We start from the raw sequence: 23,276 nt of genomic DNA, 5'->3' as shown, positions 1-23,276 counted from the left end.
AACGCCGGGCCGGTCACCCGTACGCCCGGTCCGCGCCCGCGGGCCGCGCTCGTGGCGTTTCGCCCGCCGGGCCCCCGGTACCCGGCCCGGGACCGGAGCACACCCAGCACAGCTTCGCCCGCGCGGAGGTACTTTCCATGCCCCAGTACGGCTATTTCCTGGCCAGCGAGGAGCACGGCCCGGCCGACCTCATCGAGCAGGCCCGGATGGCCGAGCAGGCCGGTTTCCAGGCGCTGTGGATCTCCGACCACTACCACCCGTGGAACGACGCGCAGGGCCAGAGCGCGTTCGTGTGGTCCGTGATCGGCGCCCTGTCCGAGGCGGTGTCGCTGCCCATCGAGACCGCCGTGACCTGCCCGACCGTACGCACCCATCCGGCCGTGGTGGCGCAGGCCGCCGCGACGAGCGCGGTGCTGACCCAGGGCCGCTTCCGGCTCGGCGTCGGCACCGGTGAGGCGCTGAACGAGCACATCCTCGGCGACCGGTGGCCCCCGCTGCCCGTCCGGCTGGAGATGCTGGAGGAGGCGATCCAGGTGATGCGGCGGCTGTTCACCGGCGAGGAGGTCAGCCATCGCGGCACCCACTACACCGTGGAGAACGCCCGTCTCTACACCGTCCCCGACGAGCCCGTGCCGATCGACATCTCCGGCTTCGGTCCGAAGGCGACCGCGCTGGCCGCCCGGGTGGGCGACGGCTACATCACCATGGCGCCCGAGGAGGAGATGGTCACCCGGTTCCGCAAGGGCGGGGGCGGGGCCAAGCCGGTCAGCGGCGGCACCAAGGTCTGTTACGGCACCGACCGCGAGGAGTGCGTGCGGACGGTGCACCGGCTCTGGTACAACGAGCTGCTGCCCGGCGAGATGGGGCAGATCCTGCCGTCACCGCGCCACTTCGAGCAGCTGCACGAGCTGGTCACACAGGACGCGGTGCGGGAGAAGGTGGTCTGCGGCGACGACGTCGAGCAGCACGTCTCGGCGCTGCGGGCGTTCGCCGACGCCGGCTTCGACCGGGTGTACGTGAACCAGATCGGGCCGGACCAGCGCGGCTTCTTCGACTTCTACCGCACGAAGGTGCTGCCCCGGCTGACCGGCTGACGCCGATCGGCCGAGGCACTCACACCCTCGCTCAGGCCCGGTGGTGCGGGGCTGCCGGGTTCTCCGGGGGCCGCGGCGGCGTCTGCGGAATCGGCGGATAGGGGACGCCCAGGCCGCTCGGCGGGCCGGTCGGGGCGGTGCCTCCGACGACATGCCCGGCGGCGGGGCGGCCCGTGTTGGGGTGATGGGGGTGGGCGGCGCTGCGCAGGGCATAGGCGATCACACCCAGGATCCCCGCGGTGATCAGGGCCGCCGCCCAGCCGGGCAGGCCCAGGGCCAGCGCCAGCCCCAGCGCGAGGGACAGCGCGGCCCCCGCGTACAGGGCGGCGGTGCCGGACGCGGCGTAGAGCAGGGCGGTACGGCGCTGCTTGCGGGTCTGCTCGCGCAGCTCGTCCCGCACCGTCTCGCGTGCCACCTGCGCCAGCTCGTCGACCAGGGCTTTGTCGAGATGTTCCAGGTGATCCAAACGGTCCATACCCTGCGGGTACCCGCCGTTCACGCCCGGTAACGCCCGCCCCCTGCACGTGCGCCGTCACGCCAACTAGGCTCGGGCGCATGGAGATTCTGGGCGCCTCGCTGCGCATCTGCGTCGACGACCTCGAAACCGCCGTCCCCTTCTACGAGCGGCTCGCGGGCGGCAGAGCCCAGCGCTTCGAGCGCGGTGGTGTGCGGGTGGCCGCGGTGGGGTCGTTCCTGTTGATGAGCGGGCCCGAGGAGGAGCTGGAGCTGCTGCGCAAGGTGGCCGCGACCATCGCCGTACCGGATGTCGAGGAGGCCCACCGGCTGCTGACGGAGCTGGGCGCCCATGTGGTGGCGGGGCCGGTTCCGACGCCGGTGGGCCGCAATCTGCTCGCGGTGCATCCGGACGGGGCGGTCTTCGAGTACGTGGACCACCAGCGGGCCTGAGCCGGTCAGACCGCCGGGTCCGGGTGCATCCGGAAGTCGTAGCGGGCCGGCAGGGGCTCGTCGGTGAGGCGGGCCCAGAGCCGGCCGATGGCGTCCTCGCCCTCCCTCAGGTCGGGGACCTCGAAGCCCTCGTCGAAGACGGCGCGCGCCTCGGCGGGGCGGCCCTCGGCGAGCAGCAGCTCGGCCAGCAGCAGCCGGAACCGGCCGCGCCCCCGGACGGCGGCCGGCAGCCGGTCCCACACCGCCCGGGCCTCGGCCGTGCGGCGCGCGCGGAGCAGTGCTTCGAGGGCCTCCCGGCCGAGTGCGGCGAGGGCGGCGAGGGCGGCGGTCCGGATCCCGTCGTCGTCACCGGGGGGTGCGGCCAGGGAGCGGCACAGGTCGTCGAAGGCGCCCCGGTAGCGGTCGGCGGCGCGCTCGTGGTGGCCGGACTCCCGGTCGGCGACGGCCAGGCAGCGCACGGCGGGCCAGCGCACGGGCGCGAGCGGGAGGGCGCGCTCCCAGCTGCGCACCGCCTGGGCGCGGTCGCCGGCGTGCCACTGGGCGATGCCGAGGTGGTACTCGGTGTGCGGGGTGGCGGGCGCGGTCTCCAGCATGTCCCGCCAGTGCGGGGCGACCAGGGTCTCGCCGGGCGGCCCTGCCCGGCGCGGCGTGGGCAGGCAGCCGGTGCGCAGCAGCGTCAGCCAGGGTTCCTGGTCGGGGCCGAGGGTGGACTCGGCGAAGGGGGTGCCGGGCAGCTTCCAGCCGGCGCGCAGCACCTCCAGCGCGCCCCAGCCGGAACCGGTGGCGAGGTGTTCGCCGGGTTCGGTGTCGGCGTACGGCTGCCAGACCGCGTACGCCTGCTCGGTCCGGGCACGGGGCAGTGCCGACTCCAGCCGCTCGGCCACGCCCCGGACGGCCCCGGCCCACTCCCCTTCGACGGGTGCGTCGAGCGGGCCGTACGCCTCCAGCCAGGACAGTTCGCTCTCGGCGTCGAGGCGGACGTACTCCAGCTGCGTGGGAGCGAGGCCTGCCTGGATCTCGCAGTAGCCGCCGGTGCCGGGTGCGGTGAGCCAGTCCTGCCAGCGGCGTCCGCCCGGGCCGCTGCCCCACACGAAGAGCTTGCGGCCGCGCAGCAGGTCGGTGGAGGTCTGCACCAGGCCGTGGCCGTCGGCGTCGAGAGCGGCGATCCAGCGGCGGCGACCTTCGGGGATGTCGTAGAAGTAGTCGGCGGCGTGGGGGCTGTCGAGCGGGTGGGAGCGGTCGATGCCGTCGTGGACGGGAACGGGGACGCGGCGCAGACGGCGTTCGTAGCCGTAGGACCAGGCCTCCTCGGCGGGGGCGAGGATGCGGCGCTCCTCGGGGACGGCGGTGTTGGACCACCAGTAGGCGGGCACCGGGTGCTCGTGCGGGTTGCGGATGCGGACGGCGGCGTAGAGGAAGTCGGAGCCGTCGGGGAGCCAGAGGTCGACCTGGAAGGGCAGGTCGCGCAGCCGCTCCCACTCCCACAGCCGCAGCATCTCCCCGCCGTCGGGAGCGGCGACCCGGGCGGCGTGCAGGGGTGCGCAGGACAGGGCGGTGTGGCCGGTGGCGCCGATGTTCCATTCGATGCCGCCGGAGTACCAGGCGCCGTTGAGGGCGAAGTTCGCCGGCTGGAACACCGGGTTGCGGTAGAGGAGTTCGCGTCCGGTGGGCAGGTGGAGCAGGGAGACGACGCGGCCGCCCAGGCCCGGCAGGACGGTGGCGCGCAGCCGGTCGTTCTCGATCACCAGCGCGTCGAGGGTGCGCGGCTCGCGGTGCCGGTCGTAGCCGTCGCGGACCCGGACCGGGAGCAGGCTGCGCAGCGGTGCGTGGCGGAGCGGGCCGGCCGGGTCGCGGTCGTCGGTGCGGTGCACCTCGTCGAGGGGGCGCAGGGCGGGAAGGGGGTTGTCGGGGCCCAGCGGTGCGGCGGGCAGCGTCAGTTCCTCACGTCGGATCCTCGTCACGATGACCAGGGAACCGGGCGGCCGGTGAGTCGGCCAGGGGCGCTGCCGGTCAGGATTGCGCAAAGGGTGCCCGGCGGGCTCAGCGGGGGGTGCGCATCTCCTGGGTGAGCGCCCAGCGTTCGTGGTCGCGCCAGGCCCCGTCGATGTAGAGCATCCTGGGCGAGAAGCCCTCGTTGCGGAATCCGGCGCCGCGGGCGAGGGCGATCGAGGCGGTGTTCTGGGGCTGGACGTTGATCTCCAGCCGGTGCAGTCCGAGCGGGCCGAAGGCGTACCCGATCACCAGGTCGAGGCCCTCGCGCATCAGGCCCCGCCCGGCGGCGTGGGCGAAGGCGCCGTAGCCGAGGGCACCGCACTGGAAGGCGCCCCGCACGATGTTGTTGATGTTGATGTATCCGGCGATGTCGCCGCTGCCCTTCTCGCACACCAGGAAACCGGCCTTGCCCGGGTCCTCGATCAGCCGGCCGGCGTAGTCGGCGTAGGCCTGCTCGGTGTCCGGCGGGAACAGCCACGGCCGGTGCAGGTCCTTGCTCTCCCGGGCCCGCGCGGTGAACTCGGGCCCGTCGGCGAGGGTGAAGTGGCGGATGGCCACCCGCGGGCCCTCGGCGAGGTAGTGGGGTGCGGTGTGCGGCATGCGGTCAGCCTACGGTTTTGCCGCCGGTCAGCGCAGCGCGGGCGCGTCCAGGGTCAAGGTGCCCGCGTCGGCGTCGAGTTCGGCCGCCACGCCGAAGGGGACGGTGAGCGCGTCCGCGCCGTGCCCGAAGCCCATCTGCTCCAGGACCGGGACACCGAGCCCGGCGAGCCGGTCGGCGAGGACGGGTCGCAGCTCCTCGTACGGCCCGCAGCCGTGCCAGGAGCCCAGTCCGATCCCGGTGACCCCGTCGAGCCAGCCGGTGCGCAGCAGCTGGGTCAGCAACCGGTCGACGGCGTACGGCCGTTCGCCCACGTCCTCGATCAGCAGCAGTCCGCCGCGGGCGCCGGGCCGGGCGGACGGGGTGCCGAGGTCGGTGGCGAGCAGGCTGAGGCAGCCGCCGAGGGTGACACCACGGGCCCGGCCGGGCACCAGGGCCGTGCCGGTGGTGGCCACGGACTGCACGGTCTCCGGGTGGAAGAGGGTGGCCCTGAGGTGGTCCTGGGCGCGGGCGCTCTTGACGAAGTCGATCCCGGCGGCCACCGGGCCGTGCAGGGTGACCAGGCCCAGGCGGGTGGCGAAGGCCTGGTGCAGGGCGGTGACGTCGCTGAAGCCGACCAGCACCTTGGGTCCGGCGGCGCGCAGCGCGTCCCAGTCGAGCAGGTCGACCATGCGCTGGGCGCCGTAGCCGCCGCGGGCGCACAGCACGGCGGCGACGGACGGGTCGCACCAGGCCCGCTGGAAGTCGGCGGCGCGGTCGGCGTCCCGGCCCGCCAGATAGCGCAGCCCGTCGTGCCGGTCCAGGACATGGGGGGCCACGACCGGGTCCAGGTCCCAGCCGCGCAGCACGTCGAGCCCGAGCTGGAGCCGCTCCTCGGGCACCGGCCCGCTGGGCGCGACCACGGCGACCCGGGCGCCCGGGGCCAGGCGCCGGGGGCGCTGGAGTTCCTTCACGTGTGCAGCTCCGTCCTCGGGACACCGGGCATGTCCAGTCCGAACACCTGAGCGTACAGCGACAGCTCGGCCTCCAGCGCGCGCACGGTGGTCTCGGCCCGCCGGAAGCCGTGCCCCTCCCCCGCGAAGGTGAGGTAGGCGTGCGGCACGACCCGGCCGTCGAGGCGGGCGAGGAAGCGCTCGCACTGGGCGGGCGGACAGACCGCGTCGTCCAGGCCCTGGAGCAGCAGGAACGGCGCGGTGAGCCGGTGGGCGTGGCGGGTCGGCGAACGCTCGGCGTACCGCTCCGGCACCTCGGTGAACGGGCCGACCAGCGACTCGAGGTAGTGGGACTCGAAGTCGTGGGTGTCCTGCGGGCCCCAGGTGGCCAGGTCCAGGACCGGGTAGCGGATGGTGCCGCAGGCGTAGACGTCGGTGGTGGTCAGGGAGGCGGCGGCGGTCCAGCCGCCCGCGCTGCCGCCCCGGATCGCCAGCCGGGCGGGGTCGGCGGTGCCCTCCTCGGCGAGGGCGCGGGCGACGGCCGCGCAGTCCTCGACGTCGGCCACGCCCCACTGCCCGCGCAGCCGCTCGCGGTAGGCCCGGCCGTATCCGGTGGAGCCGCCGTAGTTCACCTCGGCGACACCGATGCCGCGGGAGGTGAAGCAGGCGATCGCCAGGTCCAGCACGAGCGGCGCCCGGTCGGTGGGACCGCCGTGCACCCAGACGACATAGGGCGGCAGCTCGCCGTCCGGGGCGGTGTACTCGGGGTGGTGCGGCGGATAGACGTGGGCGTGCACCGGGCGGCCGCCGGGCCCGGGGAAGGTGCGGACGCGCGGCTCGGGGTAGTAGGCGGGGTCGACGGGGTCGCGGTGGCGGGCGCCGACGGGGCGGGCCCGGCCGGTGGCGGTGTCCAGCTCCACGACCTCGTAGCCGCTGCGCGGGCTCGCACCGACGGCGGCCACCCGGTCGCCGTGCGTGGCGAGGGTGGGCGCGAACTCGGTCCACGGCCCGGCGGCGTCGACGACCTCGCCCGATGCCGGGTCCAGTATCCCGAGCACGGCCGGCCCCCGGCCGTGGACGACCGCGATCAGCCCGTTGTCCAGCGGCGCGAACCACTGAAGGCCGAGCTGCCAGAGCGGCCCGCCGAACTCCTCCTCGCGGGGGCACAGCGGGGTGCCGTCGCGGTGGAGGTTCCACCAGCCGCCGCGGTCACTGGTGTACAGCAGGGCGCCGTCCGGGTACGACCACTCGACCTGGGCGACGGCTTCGTCCGGTCCGCCGGCGACGGTGCGCACCCGCTCCAGCGTGCCCCCGTCCGTCACCTCGGCGACGAGCAGTTCCGTGCCGTCCCACGGCATCCGCGGATGGTCCCAGCCCAGCCAGGCGGCGCGCCGGCCGTCCGGCGACAGCCGCGGCCCGGTGACGAACCGGTGCCGCGCCGGGGCGAGTTCGCGTACGGCGCGGCGGTCCTCGGCGGCCGATCCGTCCAGCGGTACGGCGGCCAGGACCCGTCGGACGTCACCGGGGCCGCCCCCGGTGAACTCCTCCAGCACACACCACACCTCGCCGCGCGCCAGGTCCACCCGCGGCTCCGCCCAGCGCAGCCCGCCGCCCACCGCGGACACCGGGGTCAGCGGGCGGGGCTCGCCGCCCGGCTCGTACCGGTAGAGCCGCCGGTCGGCGAAGTGCGCGAAGACGACGAGCGGATGCCCGTCGCGCGGCACCGCGGTCCAGGGCCGGCCGCCGTACTCCATGACGCGGCCGCGCACGTTCCACGGCGTGGGCAGTACCGTTTCCGCCCGCCCGTCGGCGCGGCGCCGGACCAGGGCCCGGCGGCCGCCCTCGGCGGGCCGGGGCTCGGTCCACCACACCTCGTCGCCGACGAAGCCGACCCACTCGGGCCGGCCGTCGTGCGCGGCGGCCAGGGCCGCGTCGACGGGCGACGGCCAGGATCCGTACGGCGCCTCGGTCATCCGGCGGTCCTCCGTGGGCTAGGCGGTGCGCAGGAAGCGGTCGAGGACCCGCACGCCGAACTCCAGTGCCGCCACCGGTACGCGCTCGTCCACCCCGTGGAACAGCGCCTGGTAGTCGAGGTCCTCGGGCAGCTTCAGCGGGGTGAAGCCGTAGCCGGTGATGCCGAGCCGGGAGAACTGCTTGGCGTCGGTGCCGCCCGACATGCAGTACGGCACGACGTGTCCCTCGGGCGCGAACTCCTCGACGGCGGCCCGCATCCGGGCGAAGGTCGGCGTGTCCACGGGTGCCTGGAGGGCGACCTCCCGGTGGATGAACTCCCAGCTGATGTCGGGGCCGGTCAGCTCGTCCAGAGTGGCGCGGAACTCCTCCTCGGTGCCGGCGAGGAACCGCCCGTCGACATGGGCGACCGCCTCGCCCGGAATGACGTTGACCTTGTAACCGGCCGCCAGCATCGTCGGGTTGGCGCTGTTGCGGACGGTCGCCTCCACCAGCTGGGCGGCCGGGCCGAGCTTGTCCAGCAGCAGGTCCGGGTCGGTGAGGTCGGCGTCGATGCCGTAGAGGGCGGCGAGTTCGGCGAGGGCGGCCCGCACCGTCGGGGTGAGCCGGGACGGCCACCGGTGCTCGCCGATGCGGGTGACGGCGGCGGCGAGCCGGGTCACCGCGTTCTCCTCGTTGACCTTGGAGCCGTGTCCGGCGCGGCCGCGGGCGGTGAGCTTCAGCCAGCCGGTGCCCCGCTCCCCCGCGGCGATCGGATAGATCTGCCGGCCGGCGCCGTCGTGGAAGGTGAAGGCGCCCGACTCGCTGACGCCCTCGGTGCAGCCCTCGAAGAGTTCGGGGTGGTGGTCGGCGAGGAAGCCGGAGCCGTCCTCGGCGCTGGCCTCCTCGTCCGCGGTGAAGGCGATGACGAGATCGCGGCGGGGCCGTACCCCCTGCCGGGCCCAGGAGCGGACGACCGCCAGGATCATCGCGTCCATGTTCTTCATGTCGACGGCGCCCCGCCCCCACACCACGCCGCCCTGGACCTCCCCGGAGAAGGGGTGCACGCTCCAGTCGGCGGCCTCGGCCGGAACCACGTCGAGATGGCCGTGGACCAGCAGCGCGTCGGCGGACGGGTCGGTGCCCTCGATCCGGGCGACGACGTTGGTACGGCCCGGGGTGCGCTCCAGCAGCAGCGGTTCCAGGCCGGCGCCGGCCAGCCGTTCGGCGGCGTACTCGGCGGCCGGCCGCTCCCGGCAGTCGCCACCGCCCCGGTTGGTGGTGTCGATCCGGATCAGGCCGGAGGTGAACTCGACCACCTCGTCCAGGGCCTGCTGGTCAGCCATACTGCTCCTCCACGGCGGCGGAGGCGATCGTGGTGACCGCCTTGAACGTGCGAATGGCCTCGTACATGGTCGGACTGCGGTACGCCACCTTGCGCTCCCCGGTCCGCAGCACACCGGGGACGACGGTTGCGGCCATCGCCAGATGCTCGGCGTCGAACTCCACCGCGACGGTGTGCGGGCCGCCGTGCACGGGCTCGTACCGGACGGCGAGCCGTGCGGCCTCCTTGGCGGCGGCGCGGATGTCGGCGGCGGTACGGGCCGGGGTGCGGCAGACGGCCGCGTACCGCGAGACATGGTCCTTCACGGCGACCTTCAGCGCCTCGGGCGCATAGCCGAGCGCGTCCTCGCAGGCGGTGTCGTCGCCGGTGACCAGGACGACGGGGACGCCGTACTCGGCGACGACCCGGGCGTTGAGGAGGCCCTCGCTGGCGCGGACGTCGTCCAGCCAGACCCCGGTGATCTGGTTGGCGAGGTAGGTGTGGGCGAGGACGCCCTCCATGCCGGCGCCCGCGTGGTAGCCGACGAACGCGATGCCGTCGACGTCCCCGTGCTGGACGCCCTCCACCATGGACAGCGCCTTGTGCCGCCCGGTGAGCATCTCGATCCGCTCGTCCAGGTCTTCCAGCAGCAGGTTCCGCATGGTCCAGTGCGCCTCGTTGACGAGCACCTGGTCGGCCCCGCCGTCGAAGAAGCCCTGGGCAGCGGCGTTCACGTCCGAGGTGAACATCGCCCGGCACCGCTGCCACTCCGGCGTCCCCGGCAGCACGTCCGCCGGCCAGGTGACACCGGTCGCCCCCTCCATGTCCGCACTGATGAGGATCTTCATGCCGGCTCACGTTACGCGCCCCACCCCACCGGCACCACGACCCCGGGCCGGTACGCAGAACTCCTTACTTGGCAGCGAGGACGAACCACCGGGCGGGTAGGTCGATGCGGGTGCCGTCGAGGAGGTGTTCCGTCTGGGGCAGGACCGTCTCTCCGCTGTCCAGGACGGCCAGGCCGGCCTCCTCGAGCAGCCGGGGGATCTCCTGGTCGTCGGCGTCGGCGGGCTTCAGGCCGTGCTCGAAGACGCGCTGGAGCTTGGGTCCCGGCCCGCCCGGCTGGGAGGCGGCGCGCTTGAGGACGTCCCGGGAGCCGGAGGTCAGCTCCACGACGAAGGCACGGCCCTCGGTGCCGAGGAGCGTGGCGACGGCGGCGGCGACCGCGGGGCGTGCGGCCGGTTCGCTCTGGTGGATGACGGCCCGCATATAGACGTTGCTGTCGCCGAGCCGGTCGTGCAGGGCGCGTACCGCGTCGGTGTCGGTGAGGTCGAGCTGCTGGAACTCGGGCCCGTCACCGCCCGAGGCGCGGCGGGCGTGGGCGACCGCGGCGTGCGAGAGGTCGACGCCGACCGCGCGGGCGAAGCGGGTGGCGAGGTACCGGGTCTGGGTGCCGTTGCCGCAGCCGAGGTCGATCACGGTACGGCCCGGGTCGGCGTACGGCAGGAGCAATTCGGCGTGCGGTGCGGCGCCGAGGGAGGGGTCGGAGTCCCATATGGCCTCGCCCCGGGCGTCGGAGGTGGCGCTCCAGTAACTCTCCCAGGCGCTGCGGTAGTTGTCCGAGACGTTCATACGATCTCCCCACGGTTCGGTTCCGTGATCGGGATATCGCGGTGATCGGGGACGGGGCAAGAGGCCTGGAGCCACCTTCACGAGATATACGGAGCGGCGAGGGGCGCACCGACAACGGCACGCCCCCCTTACTACCGTTCCGTGAGCGCCTGTTCGAACCAGACCGTCTTGCGGTGGCCGCTGGCGCTGGCGCCCCACTCGCGGGCGAGCCGGCTGACCACCCGCAGTCCGCGGCCGGACTCGTCGTCGGGCGCGGCGCTCACCATGGCCGGCAGGGCGGGCTCGTCGTCGGTGATCTCGAACAGCAGGGCGTCGGTGCGGACCACCCGCAGCTCGATCGGGTCGCTCCCGGCGTGCTGGACCGCGTTGGTGACGACCTCGCTGACCAGCAGTTCGGCGGTGTCCACGGCCTGCGGCAGACCCCAGTCGAGGAGCCGTTCGCGGACCAGGCGGCGAGCCCGGCCCACCTCGCGGGGGTCGGCGCCGAGCCGCCAGGCGGCGACATGGTCGTCAGGGATGCCGTTGAGGCGGGCCATGAGCAGAGCGACATCGTCCTTGCGGCCGTCGCGGGTGTTGAGGGCGCGGATGATGGTGTCGCAGGCGTCGTCCATGGAGGCGGCCGGGTGCGCGGCGGACTCGCAGAGCGCGGCGAGGCCCTCGCCGATGTCGGTGCCGCGCACCTCGACCAGGCCGTCGGTGCACAGCACCAGCCGGTCGCCGGGCGCGACCTTGACCCGGATCGCCTCGAAGGGGACACCGCCGACCCCTATGGGCGCACCGGTGGGCAGTTCGAGGAGCCGGCTGCTGCCGTCCTCGGCCCGGACCAGCACGGGCGGGATGTGTCCGGCGTTGGCGAGGTGGAGTTCGCCGCGGATGGGGTCGTAGACGGCGTAGAGGCAGGTGGCGAGGTAGTTGTCGCCGAGCCGGCGGGCCAGGTCGTCCAGGTTGCGCAGCAGCTGGGCGGGCGGGGTCTCCATGGCGGCCATGGTCTGCACGGCGGTGCGCAGCTGGCCCATCATGGCGGCCGAGTTGAGGCCGTGGCCCATGACGTCGCCGACCACGAGGGCGGTGCGGGAGCCGGGCAGTTTGATGGTGTCGAACCAGTCGCCGCCGATCCGGCCGAGCCGGGTGCCGGGCAGATAGCGGGTGGCGATGTCGCAGCCGGCCATCCTCGGCTCGACCTGCGGCAGCATGCTGTCCTGGAGGGTGTCGGCGACGTTCTCCTGGTAGGTGTACATGCGCGCGTTGTCGAGGACGAGGCCCGCGCGGGCGGCGAGTTCGGCGCCGGTGGTGCGGTCCATGTCGTCGAAGGCGGGCCGGTCCGGGCGGCGCATCAGCACCATGAAGCCGAGGACGACGTTGCGTGCCTTGAGCGGGACGATCAGCAGGGACCTGCCGCCGATGAGCGGCCGGAGGTCGCGTTTCTCGAACTCGCCGGAGATGCGCTCGGACAGCTCCTCGGTGACCCGCGGGACGAGCACCGGTTCGCCGGTGACCATGCACCGGTAGAACGGCGTGTGCTCGGGGAAGGCGAAGGCCTCGCCGACGGGCACGGTGTCGTCCCAGCGGCCGGGTTCGTCGTTGTGTTCGACCCAGACGCGGAACATCACGGTGCTGGCGTCGGGCGGGCCGTCCGGGAAGTCCTCGCCGGCCAGGACCGCGGCGCGCAGATGGGTGCCGGCGAAGTCGGCGAACCGGGGGACGGCGGCGCTGGTGACCTCGCGGATGGTCTCGCCGAGGTCGAGGGAGGAGCCGATGCGGGAGCTGACCTCGTTGAGGAACTCCAGGCGCTCGCGGACGGCGGCGTACTCCAGCTCCTGTTCGGCGCCGGCCGGGACCACGACGGCGCCCGCGGCCCGCGGCTGCGGTACGACGGCCTCGGTACGGCTGCCGCGTCCGGGGCGGCGCGGAACGCCCCAGTACGGGGTCACCGGCACCCGGTCGGACTGGCTGAACTCCAGGACCGGGTAGCCGAGTTCCAGGACCTGGGAGACGATGCGGCCGCTGAGTCCGGGGCCCATGTTGGGCAGGATCTCGGGCAGCCGCCGTTCGAGTTCCGCGGAGGCGGGCAGTTCGGTGTGGCGGGCGAAGCCGGGCGAGATGCGTTCGGCGGTCTCGTCCTCGTGGCCGCGGTCCTCGCACAGCCGGGTGGCATCGGTGGCGAGCACGAGCAGCCGGGAGTCGTCGGGGCCGACCAGCGGATAGGCCCACCACAGCACGTCGATCCGCTCGCCCTCGGGGTGCCGGCCGGGCGGCACGAGGCGGGCGCGGCCCGCGGTGGCGTAGGCGGTGTCGCCGCCGAGCGAGGCCTCCAGGTCGGGGCCGAGCCCGTCGTAGGACTCGAAGGCGTCCGGCATGGCGTCGCCCTGGTCGGGGAGCGCGCCGGAGACGGGCAGCAGATCCGCCGCGGGCTGCCCCACCGCCTGCTGCCGTGTCACGCCGAACAACCGGCCCGCGCCGCTGCTCCAGTGCGACACCAGGCCGTTGCGGTCGACGACGACAACGGCCAGCGGAATCCGGCCGGGCGCGGCGCTGCCGGCGCCGCGGCCGGGAGGTGTGTCCCGCTCGCTGCCACGGTCCATGGCCCAGGCCCTCTCTCCCCACGGCTGTACAAAACGATCTGTGCCGCCCGCCACTACCGTACGGCGACGTCCGGTCGCGATGTGTGCCGAATCCTGGAATTGGTCACCCCGGATCGGTGCCGGTCGCGGCGGTGCGCCGCCTCGGTGCCCGGGTCAGTCCTCGTGGCCGAGCTGGAGGTCCCGCTCGGTCCGGCCACCGCCCGCGACCTGGAGAACCGTGGCGACCGGCGGGTAACCTGCGGCGATGACGGTGTACTCGCCGGAGGAGAGGTCGACGAACCGGAAGGTGCCGTCCGCTTTGGTGGTGAGGGTGTCGACGACATTGCCGGCGGCGTCGAGGAGGGTGACGCGCGCGTCCTCCACGGGGCGTCCGCCGCTCGCCCGGACGGTACCCCTCAGCACGGCGCCGCCGGCGAGTTCGACGTCCTGGCGGGTCTCCCGGGAGGCCTGCACGGTGACGGGGAGCGCGGCGGGCCGGTAGGCGGGGGCGCTGGCGGCCAGGGTGTACTCGCCGGCGACCAGTTCGGTGATGACGTAACCGCCCTCGCGGCCGCTGCGGACGGCGGCGACGACCTCGCCGTGGACGTTGGTGAGGGTGACGGTGGCGTCCCGGACGGGGGTGCCGTCGGCGGTGCGGACACAGCCGGCGAGGCGGCCGGCGCCGCCGAGGACGACGTCGAGTTCGACGGGGCGCTCGCCGACGGTGACGGAGACGGCCTGCGGCTGGTGGCCGCCGGCGGCGGCGATCAGGACGTACGCCCCGGAGCCCGGGGTGGACAGCGCGTACCGGCCGTCCTCACCGCTCGCGCCGCGGCCGATCTGCGCTCCGGCGGCGTCGATCAGGGTGAGCGCCGCGCGGGGCACCACGGTGCCGTCCGGGTGCTGCACGGTGCCGCAGACCGGGACTCCGGCGGCGTACGACGACCGGGGCGGCGGGAGCGGGGCGGGCACCGGCGCGGTCTGCGGATCGGTGGCGGGGGTGTGGTGGGACACCAGTGGTTTCTCCTTGAGGAAGAAGGCGATGAGCAGGCCGAGGACGAGCACCGGGACGAGGTAGAGGAAGATCCGGGGCATCGCGTCGGCGTAGGCGCGGATGTAGGCGTCGCGCAGGGCCGGGGGCAGCGCGTGGACGAGCTGCGGGGTGAGCGAGTCGGGGTCGGGCAGCCGGCCGCCCGCGCGCGGGGGCAGTCCGGTGCGCAGGGAGCGGGTGAGCCGGTCGGCGAAGAGGGTGCCGAAGATCGCGGCGCCGACGCTGCCGCCGATCTGCCGGAAGTAGTTGTTGGCGCTGGTGGCGGTGCCGAGGTCGGCGGGGCGTACGGAGTTCTGCACGGCCAGGACGAGGACGGGCATCACCAGGCCGATGCCGGCGCCGAGCACGGCCATCCAGATGCTGTAGTGCAGCCGGGGCGTGTCGGTCTGGAGCCGGGACAGCAGCCACATGCCGACGGCGGCGACGGCGCTGCCGAGCACGGGGAACACCTTGTAGCGGCCGGTGTGGCTGATGAGCTGTCCGCCGAGGACGGAGGCGCCGACGATCCCGGCCATCATGGGCAGCATCAGCAGCCCGGACCCGGTGGCGCTGGCCCCGTCGACCATCTGGAGGAAGGTCGGCAGATAGCTGGCGGCGCCGAACAGGGCCACGCCGACCACCAGGCCGACCAGGCCGCTGACGTTGAACACCGAGTCGCGGAAGAGCCGGAGCGGGATGAGGGGTTCGGCGGCGAAGCGCTCGGCGACGAGGAAGAGGGCGGCGGCGGCCGCCGCGCCGGCGCCGAGGCCGACGATCTGCTTCGAGCCCCAGGCGTACTCGGTGCCGCCCCAGCTGGTCAGCAGGACCAGGCAGGTGGAGGCGACGGCGAGGAGCAGCGCGCCCGGCACGTCGAGGCGGCCGCGCGCGGCGGGTCTGGGGAGTTTCAGGACGGCGGTGACGACGGCGAGGGTGACCAGGCCGAAGGGGACGTTGACGTAGAAGCACCAGCGCCAGGAGAGGTGGTCGGTGAAGTAGCCGCCCATCAGCGGGCCGGCGACGGAGGCGAGGCCGAAGGCGGCGCCGATCAGGCCCATGTAGCGGCCGCGTTCGCGGGGCGGCACGATGTCGGCGATGATCGCCTGCACGCCGATCATGAGTCCGCCGGCGCCGACGCCCTGGACCGCGCGGAAGGCGATCAGCTGGTCCATGGACCGGGACCGGCCGGCGAGCGCGGAGCCGACGACGAAGACGGCGATGGCGAACTGGAAGACGCCCTTGCGGCCGACGAGGTCGCCGAGCTTGCCGTAGAGGGGCAGTCCGATGGTGGAGGTGAGCAGGTAGGCGGTGATCGCCCAGGACATCCGGTCCAGGCCGTGCAGTTCGCCGACGACCTTGGGCAGCGCGGTCGCGACGATCATCTGGTCGAGCGCGGCGAGGAGCAGGGCGAGCATCAGCCCGAAGAAGACGAGCCGGACGCGGCCCGCGCCGAGTGCGGCGGCCGGAGCGGGCGGCGGCGGTGCCTCGACGGCGTCCGGGGCCGGTGCCGTGTCCGGCTCGCGCTTCACCAGTGCCGTCCCGCCCATGTGCCGCTCCCCTCAGTCACACCTGTCACATGTCGCGCCTAAGGCAGGCAACTGCGGACAACTGCGGCGGGTTACGGTGCGCGGGGGGCCGGGGTGGAGATCCACCCGAACCGGTGAAGGGGTCAACTCCGGAGGTCAATGCCGGAGATCAACTCCCCTTCACCGGCTGACACTTGGGGCTACTTGGTGACCTCGCGCTCCAGGTTGGCGAGCAGGGCGTCGTAGATCCGGCCGAGGCCCTTGGGCGCGAAGGTCTTCTCGAAGAAGCCGCCGATGCCGCCGGCGCCCTGCCAGGTGGTGGTGACGACGACGCGGGACTTCCCCTCGCCGGCGGGGGTGACACGCCAGGTGGTGACCATGGAGGAGTTGCGGTCCTTCTCGACCAGCTCGCCGTCGGTGGGCTCGCTGACCTCCAGCAGGCAGTCGCGCACCCGCTTGCTGGTGGCCTGGAGCTTCCAGTGGACGAGGGTGCCCTCACCGTCGCCGCCCTCGCGCACCTCGTACTCGCTGAAGTGCTCGGGCAGCAGCTTCTGCCGCGTGCCGGAATAGTCGGCGAGGGCGTCGAACACCTTCTCCGCGTCCGCCGCGACGACCCGCTCCGTTGTGGCCTCGACCTGCGCCATTGCGTTCCTCCAGGACCTGGTTGCTCGGGGTTGGTAACCAACCACGGCAAGCCAACCACCCCGGCGCCCGGCCGCCCAAATCGGGGCCCGCACGATCATGGGAACACATGTTCTATTCTGGGCCGCAGTGCTACCGAGGAGGCGTCATGCGCTGGGACAACCTCACCGATCCCGCCGAGGAGACCGAGCACGGACGGGCCGAGCCGGCCCTGTTCGGCACGGACGCGGTGACGATCCGCACCTTCGACACGCCCGAGTTCCGCGGGATCACCTTCCACGAGGTCCGGGCGCGCTCGGTGCTGAACCGGGTGCCGGGCGCCTCGCGCATGCCGTTCGAATGGACGGTCAATCCCTATCGGGGCTGCACGCACGCGTGCGTGTACTGCTTCGCGCGCAAGACGCACAGCTATCTGGACCTCGACACCGGCCTCGGCTTCGACTCCCAGATCGTGGTCAAGGTGAACGCTCCCGAGGTGCTGCGCCGCCAGCTCGCCTCCCGGCGCTGGCGCGGCGACCACATCGCGATGGGCACCAATGTCGACTGCTACCAGCGCGCCGAGGGCCGCTACCGGCTGATGCCGGGGATCATCTCGGCCCTCACCGAGCACGCGAACCCCTTCTCGATCCTCACCAAGGGCACGCTCATCCTGCGCGACCTGGAGCTGCTGGTGCGGGCGGCCGAGGTGACGGACGTGGGCGTCTCGGTCTCCGTGGGCTTCCTCGACACCGAGCTGTGGCGCACGGTGGAGCCGGGCACCCCCGCGCCCGAGCGCCGGCTGGACGTCGTACGGGCCTTCGGCGAGCACGGCATCGGCTGCGGGGTGCTGATGGCGCCGGTGATCCCGTTCCTGAGCGACCGTCCGGAGCAGCTGCGGGCCGCGGTACGGGCCATCGCGGAGGCCGGGGCCACCTCGGTCACCCCGCTCACGCTGCATCTGCGGCCGGGTGCCCGCGAGTGGTTCATGGCCTGGCTGGCGCACCACCACCCGGACCTGGTGGGCCGCTACGAGCGCATGTACGCGCAAGGAGCCTACGCGCCGACGTGGTACCAGCGCCGGATCACCCGTCAGGTGCACGAGCTGGCGCAGGAGTACGGCATCGGACCCACGCGCGCGCGTGCGGCGCGCCGGATCCGGCCGGCCGAACCCGCGACCGGGTCCGAGCCGACCCAGCTGACCCTCATCTGAGCGCGTTCGAGGGCATCCCTCGGCCCAATCGGGTCAACTCTGGCCGGGACGCGTTCTTCGGGCCGCCGTTGCCGGGACGATCCGGCGAGAGCCGTGACCTCACGGTTCGCCGATCCCTCCGTCCCGGGAGGCCCCATGAGAAGACGCACGGCCGTGCTGTGCGCAGCCGCCGCGGTGCTGGCGGGCTCGGTCACCGCCGCCCCCGCGCGCGCGAGCGCCGCCCCCGTTCCGCGGCTCGCCTGGAAGAAGTGCGGCACGAGCGAGTACCCGAGCATGCAGTGCGCGTCGCTGCGGGTGCCGCTGGACCACGCGAACCCGGCCGGCCGGACGATCAGCCTCGCCCTCTCGCGCGTCCCGCACACCGCCGCGGTCTCCCAGGGGCCGCTGCTGGTCAACCCCGGCGGCCCCGGCGGCAGCGGGCTGGCGCTGGCCGGCTTCGTCGCCGCCGCGCTGCCGCGCAGCGTGGCGGCCCGGTACGACGTGATCGGCTTCGATCCGCGCGGGGTGGGCGCCAGCGGCCCGGCCCTGGACTGCGCGCCCCGCCACTTCGCCCCGGTGCGCCCGGACACCGTGCCGGCCACGGCCGCGGTGGAACAGGCGAACCTGAAGCGGGCGCAGTCCTTCGCCGCCGCGTGCGGCCGCCGGCACGCCGACGTACTCCCCTACATGGACACGGTCAGCGCCGCGCGGGACCTCGATGCGATCCGGGAGGCGCTCGGCGCGCCCAGGATCAGCTACTTCGGCTACTCCTACGGCACCTACCTGGGCGCGGTCTACGCCAAGCTGTTTCCGCAGCGGGTGCGCCGGCTGGTGCTGGACTCGATCGTGGACCCCTCGGGTGTCTGGTACCAGGACAACCTGAGCCAGGACTACGCCTTCAACGACCGCCACCGCGCGCTGATGGCGTGGATCGCCCGGCACGACGCGGCGTACCGGCTCGGCAGGGACCCCGAGAAGGTGGAGGCCGCCTGGTACGCGATGCGGGCGGCGCTGGCGAAGCGGCCCGCCGCGGGGAAGGTCGGCGCCGCGGAGCTGGAGGACACCTTCATCCCGGGCGGCTACTTCGACGGCTACTGGCCCTATCTCGCCGAGGCGTTCGCGGCCTACGTCCACCACAAGAAGACCGGGCCGCTGGTGGAGGCGTACAAGAGTCTCGGTGCCGTGGACTCCGCCGGCGACAACGGCTACAGCGTCTACACGGCCGTGCAGTGCCGCGACGTGGCCTGGCCGCGCGGCTGGAACCGCTGGCGTGCGGACACCTGGAAGGTGTACGGGAAGGCGCCCTTCATGGCCTGGAACAACGCCTGGTACAACGCGCCGTGCGCGTTCTGGCCGGTCGGCTCCGGTACGCCGGTGAACATCGCCAACGCCACGCTGCCGCCGGCGCTGCTGTTCCAGGCGACCGACGACGCGGCGACCCCGTACCCGGGCGGTGTCACGGTGCACCGGCTGCTGGCCCGCTCCAGCCTGGTGGTCGAGGAGGGCGGCGGCAACCACGGTGTCACGCTCGGCGGCAACGCCTGTCTGGACCGGTATCTGGCCGGGTATCTGACGGACGGCACGGTGCCGCGCGGGGACGGCATGGCGGACGCGGTGTGCCACAGGTCCCCGGAGCCGGAACCGCTCAAAGCGAAGGCGGCGCCGCTCTCCTCCGCCGGTGCGGTGCTGCATCGCCTGCTGGGCTTCCGCCGGTAACTCCCGCGGGACACCGGGGGCGTTGTCAGTGGCGTGATCCACAATGGCGCCATGACCGAACCCATCCGGATCCCGGCCCCCGACGGGGTCGCCCCCGCCGCCCAGTACAGCCATGTGGTCACGGCGACCGGCCGCCTGGTCGCCGTCTCCGGCCAGCTCCCCCTGGACGAGGAGGGCCGGCTGGTCGGCCCGGGCGACCCGGCCGCCCAGGCCCGCCAGGTCTTCGAGAACCTCCGGCGCTGTCTGGCCGCGGCGGGGGCGGGCTTCGAGCACGTGATCAAGCTGACGTACTTCGTCACGGACATGGCCCATCTGCCGGCCCTCCGCGCGGCCCGCGCCGCCCACATACCCGACACCCGCCTGCCGGCCTCCTCCGCCGTCCAGGTGGCCGCCCTGGTCTCCCCGGACTTCCTGATGGAGGTGGAGGCGCTGGCCGTACTGGACGCATGACCGCGCTCACGGCCGGGTGTCAGTGCGTCTGCTTCTGCTCGGGGATGCGGGCCAGGGCGTGGACCGCCGCCTCGGCCAGGGCCGGGTGGGCCAAGGCCTCGGTGAGGATGCGGCGGGCCCGGGCGTCGCCGAGGGTGCCGAGCCCCTCCACGCAGGCGAGGGCGACGCGGCGGTAGGGGTCGTGCGGGCGGAGACGGCGTTCCAGGGTGGTGATCAGGGCGGGCACGGACTCGGGGGCGCGCAGGGCGACCAGCAGCCGGACCGGGTGCAGGGCGTAGGCCACGCGCAGTTCGTTGGTGGCGAGCGCCGCGGCCGCGCGGGCCGTGCGCGGGTCGTCGAGCCGGGCCAGGGCGTGCGCGGCGGCGGCGCAGCGCGGCGGGTCGCGGTGGTTGAGCAGCAGCACCAGGGACTCGAAGGCGCGCCGGTCGCCCGCGCGGCCGAGCCGGAAGGCGGCCAGTTCCCGCGCCCAGAGGGGCTGGCCGGGGGCGGTGAGGACCTCGGCCAGTTCGTCGTGGTCCTCGGTCGCCAGCAGGCGGTCGAACGCCGCCGAGCCGCCCGATTCCTGCCGTAAGCGCTCCGTGAGCGCTCGCAACTCTTCGTCCACGGGGTCCAGCGTAGGCGGCCCGCGGGCGCAGAGGGAGGTACATCACAAACTCCGGGGGCTGGCGCGCTCGTTACCCGCCGGTTAAGCTCATACGAGCGAGACACCCTCTCGCATCCTCGCTGGCGACGGTTTGGTGACGCGGCCGTCGCGGGCATCTGTCGGTTCGGTGCGGCGAGTACCGCCGAACACCGCAGTACGACCCGGCTCCGGGACAGAGCCGGTCGGAGATCCGCCGCTGCCGGGCGTGTGCGCGCCCGTGGCACCGGCAGCACCGGGCGTGTGCGCTCGCAGCCCGGCCACACCCGCACCTCTTCTCCGCTCCGCGGTGTGCCTTCGGGCACACCCGGCGCGTTCCTCGTCGTCACCCTCATCCCTGGAGTCCCGCGATGGCCACTCCCCTCTCCGACGCAAGCCTGTCCCCGCTCAAGACGATCGCCGTCGTCGGTCTCGGCACCATGGGCACCGGCATCACCGAAGTCCTCCTGAAGGCCGGCCGCGAGGTGATCGGCATCGACATCAGCGAGGCGCAGGCCGCCCGCTCGCTGGCCGCCCTGGAGGCCTCCACCGCCCGCTGTGTGGAGCGCGGCCGGATCTCCGAGCAGGAGCGCGCCGACGCCCTGGCCCGGCTGCGCACCGGCACCGACCTCGCCGCGGCGGCCGACGCCGACCTCGTCATCGAGGTGGCCCCGGAGTCGTACGAGGTCAAGCAGCAGATCTTCCGTGCGCTGGACGGCATCGTCCGCCCGGAGACGATTCTCGCGACCGGCACCAACGCCCTGTCCGTGACCCGGCTCGCCGCCGACTCGGCGCGCCCCGAGCGGGTGCTCGGGCTGCACTTCTTCAACCCGGCCCCGGCGATGAAGCTGGTCGAGATCGTCTCCTCGGTGCTGACGGCCCCGCAGGCCGTGGCCGCCGTCACCGACCTCGCGGTCGAGCTGGGCAAGGAGCCGGTCGCGGTCGGCGACCGCCCCGGGTTCGTCGCGGACGGGCTGCTGTTCGGCTACCTCAACCAGGCGGCCGCGATGTACGAGTCCCGGTACGCCTCCCGCGAGGACATCGACGCGGCGATGCGGCTCGGCTGCGGCCTGCCGATGGGCCCGCTCGCGCTCCTGGACCTGATCGGCGTCGACACCGCGCGCACGGTCCTGGAGGCCATGTACGCCGAGTCCCAGGACCGGCTGCACGCCCCCGCCCCGATCCTGAAGCAGCTCAGCGAGGCGGGCCTGACCGGCCGCAAGTCCGGGCGCGGCTTCTACACCTATGAGGCGCCGGGCAGCGCCACGGTGGTGCCGGACGCGCTGACCCCGGGCGCGGACGGCACCCGGGCGGCCGGCCGCACCGTCCGCTCGGTCGGCGTCGCCGGCTCCGGGACCATGGCCTCCGGCATCGCCGAGGTGTTCGCGAAGGCCGGGTACGAGGTCGTGCTGGCCGCCCGCAGCGAGGAGAAGGCGCAGACCGCCAAGGCCAGGATCGGCAAGTCCCTGGCCCGCTCCGTGGACAAGGGCCGGCTGACGGCCGAGGCCGCCGCGCAGACGCTGGACCGGATCACCCCGGCCGGGTCCTACGACGCCTTCGCCGAGGTCGACCTGGCCGTGGAGGCGGTCGCCGAGGACCTGGAGGTCAAGCGGCAGCTGTTCCAGACGCTGGACAAGGTCTGCAAGCCCGGCGCGGTGCTGGCCACCACCACCTCCTCGCTGCCCGTCGTCGCCTGCGCCCGCGCCACCTCGCGCCCGCAGGACGTGATCGGCATGCACTTCTTCAACCCGGCCCCCGCGATGAAGCTGGTCGAGGTGGTCCGCACGGTGCTCACCGCGGACGACGTCCACGCCACCGTCCGCGAGGTCTGCACGAAGATCAGGAAGCACGCGGTGGACTGCGGTGACCGGGCCGGCTTCATCGTCAACGCGCTGCTGTTCCCGTACCTCAACAACGCGGTCAAGATGGTCCAGGAGCACTACGCCTCGCTGGACGACATCGACGCGGCGATGCGGCTGGGCGGCGGCTACCCGATGGGCCCGTTCGAGCTGCTGGACGTGGTCGGCCTGGATGTCTCGCTGGCCATCGAGAAGGTGCTGCACCGCGAGTTCCGCGACCCGGGGCTGGCCCCGGCGCCGCTCCTGGAGCACCTGGTGGCCGCGGGCTGCCTCGGCCGCAAGACGGGCCGCGGCTTCCGCGAGTATGCCCGCCGCTGACGGCGCCGGCGACTGGTACGACGCGGAGACGGACTGGGGCGGACTGCTCGGCCCGGCCGCGGGACCCCCGCCCCCGAGGGGCGGGGGATGCCCCGCACCTGCGCACCGAGCTGCGCACATGCAGTACTTTCGGGTCATGTCCCAGCCCGCCAAGTCCTCACGTACACCAGCTACGCCCGACGCGCCGGAAAGTGCCGCAGGCAGTCGCGCCGCCGCCCAGCGGCTGAAAATGCGCCGAGAACTGGCGGCCGCAGCCATGGAGCTGTTCGCGACCAAGGGGTACGAGGCCACCACCGTCGACGAGATCGCGGCCGCGGCCGGGGTCGCCCGCCGCACCTTCTTCCGCCACTTCCGCTCCAAGGAAGAGGCGATCTTCCCGGACCACGACGACACGCTGATCCGTGCCGAGGCGGTCCTCAACGCCGCCCCGGCGCACGAGCACCCGCTCGACACCGTGTGCCGCGGCATCAAGGAAGTCATGAAGATGTACGCGGCGCGGCCGGAGATCTCGGTCGCCCGCTACAAGCTCACCCGCGAGGTGCCCACCCTGCGCGAGGCCGAGATCGCCTCGGTGGCCCGCTACGAGCGCCTGTTCACCCGCTACCTCCTCGGGCACTTCGACGAGCACGCGCACGCCGACGACGCCAACGACGACCCGCTGCTCGCCGAGGTGGCCGCCTCGGCGGTGGTCACCGCCCACAACCATGTGCTCCGGCGCTGGCTGCGGGCGGGCGGCCAGGGCGATGTGGAGGCCCAGCTCGACCACGCCTTCGCGATCGTCCGCAAGACCTTCGGCACCGGCATCGGGGCCGGGCGCACCCCCGCCGGCCGGCCGGCCGGCACCCCGGCCCCCGCGACGGTCTCCCCGCACGGTGAGGTGCTGGTCACGGTCGCGCGCACCGACGCCCCGCTGGAGGAGGTCATGCGCACCATCGAGGAGGCTCTCAAGGAGCGCTGATCCC

General features: G+C 73.7%; 19 protein-coding genes. 7 read left to right on the top strand and 12 right to left on the bottom strand.

Annotation, left to right across the window (positions count from 1 at the left end; genetic code table 11):
- Positions 1-137: 137 nt before the first annotated feature.
- On the top strand, positions 138-1,094 hold the full coding sequence (locus ACWCV9_RS12710) for an LLM class F420-dependent oxidoreductase (RefSeq protein ID WP_450786058.1): 957 nt from the start codon (positions 138-140) through the stop codon (positions 1,092-1,094).
- A gap of 31 nt (positions 1,095-1,125) precedes the next feature.
- On the opposite strand, the gene ACWCV9_RS12705 is transcribed toward ACWCV9_RS12710, so the two are convergent.
- The gene (locus ACWCV9_RS12705) at positions 1,126-1,569 is read right to left on the bottom strand and encodes a phage holin family protein (RefSeq protein WP_450786057.1); all 444 of its coding nucleotides are present in this window, start codon (positions 1,567-1,569) and stop codon (positions 1,126-1,128) included.
- A gap of 80 nt (positions 1,570-1,649) precedes the next feature.
- On the opposite strand from ACWCV9_RS12705, the gene ACWCV9_RS12700 reads away from it, so the two are divergent.
- Positions 1,650-2,000, top strand: a complete 351-nt coding sequence (locus ACWCV9_RS12700) for a VOC family protein (protein WP_450786056.1) — start codon at positions 1,650-1,652, stop codon at positions 1,998-2,000.
- Between the two features lie 5 nt (positions 2,001-2,005).
- Here the strand turns inward: ACWCV9_RS12700 and ACWCV9_RS12695 are convergent, their stop codons facing one another.
- The 10 genes from ACWCV9_RS12695 to ACWCV9_RS12650 all read right to left on the bottom strand — a co-directional run bounded on the left by ACWCV9_RS12695 (position 2,006) and on the right by ACWCV9_RS12650 (position 16,186).
- Entirely contained in the window at positions 2,006-3,970 is a 1,965-nt protein-coding gene (locus ACWCV9_RS12695) for a DUF5107 domain-containing protein (RefSeq protein ID WP_450786253.1), read from the bottom strand.
- 70 nt (positions 3,971-4,040) lie between these two features.
- On the bottom strand, positions 4,041-4,592 hold the full coding sequence (locus ACWCV9_RS12690; protein WP_450786055.1) for a GNAT family N-acetyltransferase: 552 nt from the start codon (positions 4,590-4,592) through the stop codon (positions 4,041-4,043).
- Positions 4,593-4,619: 27 nt separating this feature from the next.
- Complete coding sequence (locus ACWCV9_RS12685) at positions 4,620-5,543, bottom strand: S66 peptidase family protein (RefSeq protein ID WP_450786053.1); 924 nt, start codon at positions 5,541-5,543, stop codon at positions 4,620-4,622.
- Positions 5,540-7,495 (bottom strand): prolyl oligopeptidase family serine peptidase, encoded by a 1,956-nt coding sequence (locus ACWCV9_RS12680; protein WP_450786052.1) that lies wholly within the window; start codon positions 7,493-7,495, stop codon positions 5,540-5,542. The genes ACWCV9_RS12685 and ACWCV9_RS12680 overlap by 4 nt, the downstream gene beginning before the upstream one ends.
- An 18-nt stretch (positions 7,496-7,513) precedes the next feature.
- Positions 7,514-8,818, bottom strand: a complete 1,305-nt coding sequence (locus tag ACWCV9_RS12675; protein WP_450786050.1) for a M20/M25/M40 family metallo-hydrolase — start codon at positions 8,816-8,818, stop codon at positions 7,514-7,516.
- Positions 8,811-9,644: a M55 family metallopeptidase gene (locus tag ACWCV9_RS12670; RefSeq protein WP_450786048.1), complete on the bottom strand. Its 834-nt coding sequence runs from the start codon at positions 9,642-9,644 to the stop codon at positions 8,811-8,813. The genes ACWCV9_RS12675 and ACWCV9_RS12670 overlap by 8 nt, the downstream gene beginning before the upstream one ends.
- A 64-nt stretch (positions 9,645-9,708) precedes the next feature.
- Positions 9,709-10,428 carry a class I SAM-dependent methyltransferase gene (locus ACWCV9_RS12665; protein ID WP_450786047.1) on the bottom strand — a complete coding sequence of 240 codons (720 nt, stop codon included), beginning with the start codon at positions 10,426-10,428 and terminating at the stop codon, positions 9,709-9,711.
- Between the two features lie 131 nt (positions 10,429-10,559).
- Positions 10,560-13,010, bottom strand: a complete 2,451-nt coding sequence (locus tag ACWCV9_RS12660; RefSeq protein ID WP_450786045.1) for a SpoIIE family protein phosphatase — start codon at positions 13,008-13,010, stop codon at positions 10,560-10,562.
- A 153-nt stretch (positions 13,011-13,163) separates the two neighbouring features.
- Positions 13,164-15,563, bottom strand: coding sequence for an MFS transporter (locus tag ACWCV9_RS12655; protein WP_450786043.1), 2,400 nt, complete (start codon positions 15,561-15,563; stop codon positions 13,164-13,166).
- A 179-nt stretch (positions 15,564-15,742) separates the two neighbouring features.
- A complete protein-coding gene (locus ACWCV9_RS12650; RefSeq protein ID WP_450786041.1) occupies positions 15,743-16,186 on the bottom strand; it encodes an SRPBCC family protein in 444 nt (147 codons plus the stop codon).
- Positions 16,187-16,332: 146 nt separating this feature from the next.
- Here ACWCV9_RS12650 and ACWCV9_RS12645 point away from each other — a divergent pair, with 146 nt between their 5' ends.
- The 3 genes from ACWCV9_RS12645 (at position 16,333) to ACWCV9_RS12635 (ending at position 19,518) form a co-directional block, all read left to right on the top strand.
- Positions 16,333-17,373, top strand: a complete 1,041-nt coding sequence (locus ACWCV9_RS12645) for an Rv2578c family radical SAM protein (protein WP_450786040.1) — start codon at positions 16,333-16,335, stop codon at positions 17,371-17,373.
- 135 nt (positions 17,374-17,508) lie between these two features.
- A complete protein-coding gene (locus ACWCV9_RS12640) occupies positions 17,509-19,068 on the top strand; it encodes an alpha/beta hydrolase (RefSeq protein ID WP_450786039.1) in 1,560 nt (519 codons plus the stop codon).
- A gap of 51 nt (positions 19,069-19,119) precedes the next feature.
- Positions 19,120-19,518: a RidA family protein gene (locus ACWCV9_RS12635; RefSeq protein WP_450786037.1), complete on the top strand. Its 399-nt coding sequence runs from the start codon at positions 19,120-19,122 to the stop codon at positions 19,516-19,518.
- A 19-nt stretch (positions 19,519-19,537) separates the two neighbouring features.
- Here the strand turns inward: ACWCV9_RS12635 and ACWCV9_RS12630 are convergent, their stop codons facing one another.
- Positions 19,538-20,122: an adenylosuccinate lyase gene (locus ACWCV9_RS12630; protein WP_450786036.1), complete on the bottom strand. Its 585-nt coding sequence runs from the start codon at positions 20,120-20,122 to the stop codon at positions 19,538-19,540.
- A gap of 386 nt (positions 20,123-20,508) precedes the next feature.
- On the opposite strand from ACWCV9_RS12630, the gene ACWCV9_RS12625 reads away from it, so the two are divergent.
- Both ACWCV9_RS12625 and ACWCV9_RS12620 read left to right on the top strand, forming a co-directional pair.
- A complete protein-coding gene (locus ACWCV9_RS12625) occupies positions 20,509-22,314 on the top strand; it encodes a 3-hydroxyacyl-CoA dehydrogenase family protein (protein ID WP_450786034.1) in 1,806 nt (601 codons plus the stop codon).
- Positions 22,315-22,450: 136 nt separating this feature from the next.
- Positions 22,451-23,272, top strand: coding sequence for a TetR family transcriptional regulator (locus ACWCV9_RS12620; RefSeq protein ID WP_450786032.1), 822 nt, complete (start codon positions 22,451-22,453; stop codon positions 23,270-23,272).
- The last annotated feature ends 4 nt before the right edge of the window (positions 23,273-23,276 follow it).

The sequence above is a fragment of the Streptomyces sp. NPDC001606 genome, assembly GCF_053596835.1.
Note: the sequence above shows the minus strand (reverse complement) of the source record. Positions and strands in the feature narration are given on the sequence as shown.

Coding starts and splice junctions, on each gene's coding strand:
- ACWCV9_RS12710 (WP_450786058.1), top strand. CDS start 138: ATGCCCCAGTACGGCTATTTCCTGGCCAGCGAGGAGCACGGCCCGGCC.
- ACWCV9_RS12705 (WP_450786057.1), bottom strand. CDS start 1,569: ATGGACCGTTTGGATCACCTGGAACATCTCGACAAAGCCCTGGTCGAC.
- ACWCV9_RS12700 (WP_450786056.1), top strand. CDS start 1,650: ATGGAGATTCTGGGCGCCTCGCTGCGCATCTGCGTCGACGACCTCGAA.
- ACWCV9_RS12690 (WP_450786055.1), bottom strand. CDS start 4,592: ATGCCGCACACCGCACCCCACTACCTCGCCGAGGGCCCGCGGGTGGCC.
- ACWCV9_RS12680 (WP_450786052.1), bottom strand. CDS start 7,495: ATGACCGAGGCGCCGTACGGATCCTGGCCGTCGCCCGTCGACGCGGCC.
- ACWCV9_RS12675 (WP_450786050.1), bottom strand. CDS start 8,818: ATGGCTGACCAGCAGGCCCTGGACGAGGTGGTCGAGTTCACCTCCGGC.
- ACWCV9_RS12670 (WP_450786048.1), bottom strand. CDS start 9,644: ATGAAGATCCTCATCAGTGCGGACATGGAGGGGGCGACCGGTGTCACC.
- ACWCV9_RS12665 (WP_450786047.1), bottom strand. CDS start 10,428: ATGAACGTCTCGGACAACTACCGCAGCGCCTGGGAGAGTTACTGGAGC.
- ACWCV9_RS12660 (WP_450786045.1), bottom strand. CDS start 13,010: ATGGACCGTGGCAGCGAGCGGGACACACCTCCCGGCCGCGGCGCCGGC.
- ACWCV9_RS12655 (WP_450786043.1), bottom strand. CDS start 15,563: ATGGGCGGGACGGCACTGGTGAAGCGCGAGCCGGACACGGCACCGGCC.
- ACWCV9_RS12650 (WP_450786041.1), bottom strand. CDS start 16,186: ATGGCGCAGGTCGAGGCCACAACGGAGCGGGTCGTCGCGGCGGACGCG.
- ACWCV9_RS12645 (WP_450786040.1), top strand. CDS start 16,333: ATGCGCTGGGACAACCTCACCGATCCCGCCGAGGAGACCGAGCACGGA.
- ACWCV9_RS12640 (WP_450786039.1), top strand. CDS start 17,509: ATGAGAAGACGCACGGCCGTGCTGTGCGCAGCCGCCGCGGTGCTGGCG.
- ACWCV9_RS12635 (WP_450786037.1), top strand. CDS start 19,120: ATGACCGAACCCATCCGGATCCCGGCCCCCGACGGGGTCGCCCCCGCC.
- ACWCV9_RS12625 (WP_450786034.1), top strand. CDS start 20,509: ATGGCCACTCCCCTCTCCGACGCAAGCCTGTCCCCGCTCAAGACGATC.
- ACWCV9_RS12620 (WP_450786032.1), top strand. CDS start 22,451: ATGTCCCAGCCCGCCAAGTCCTCACGTACACCAGCTACGCCCGACGCG.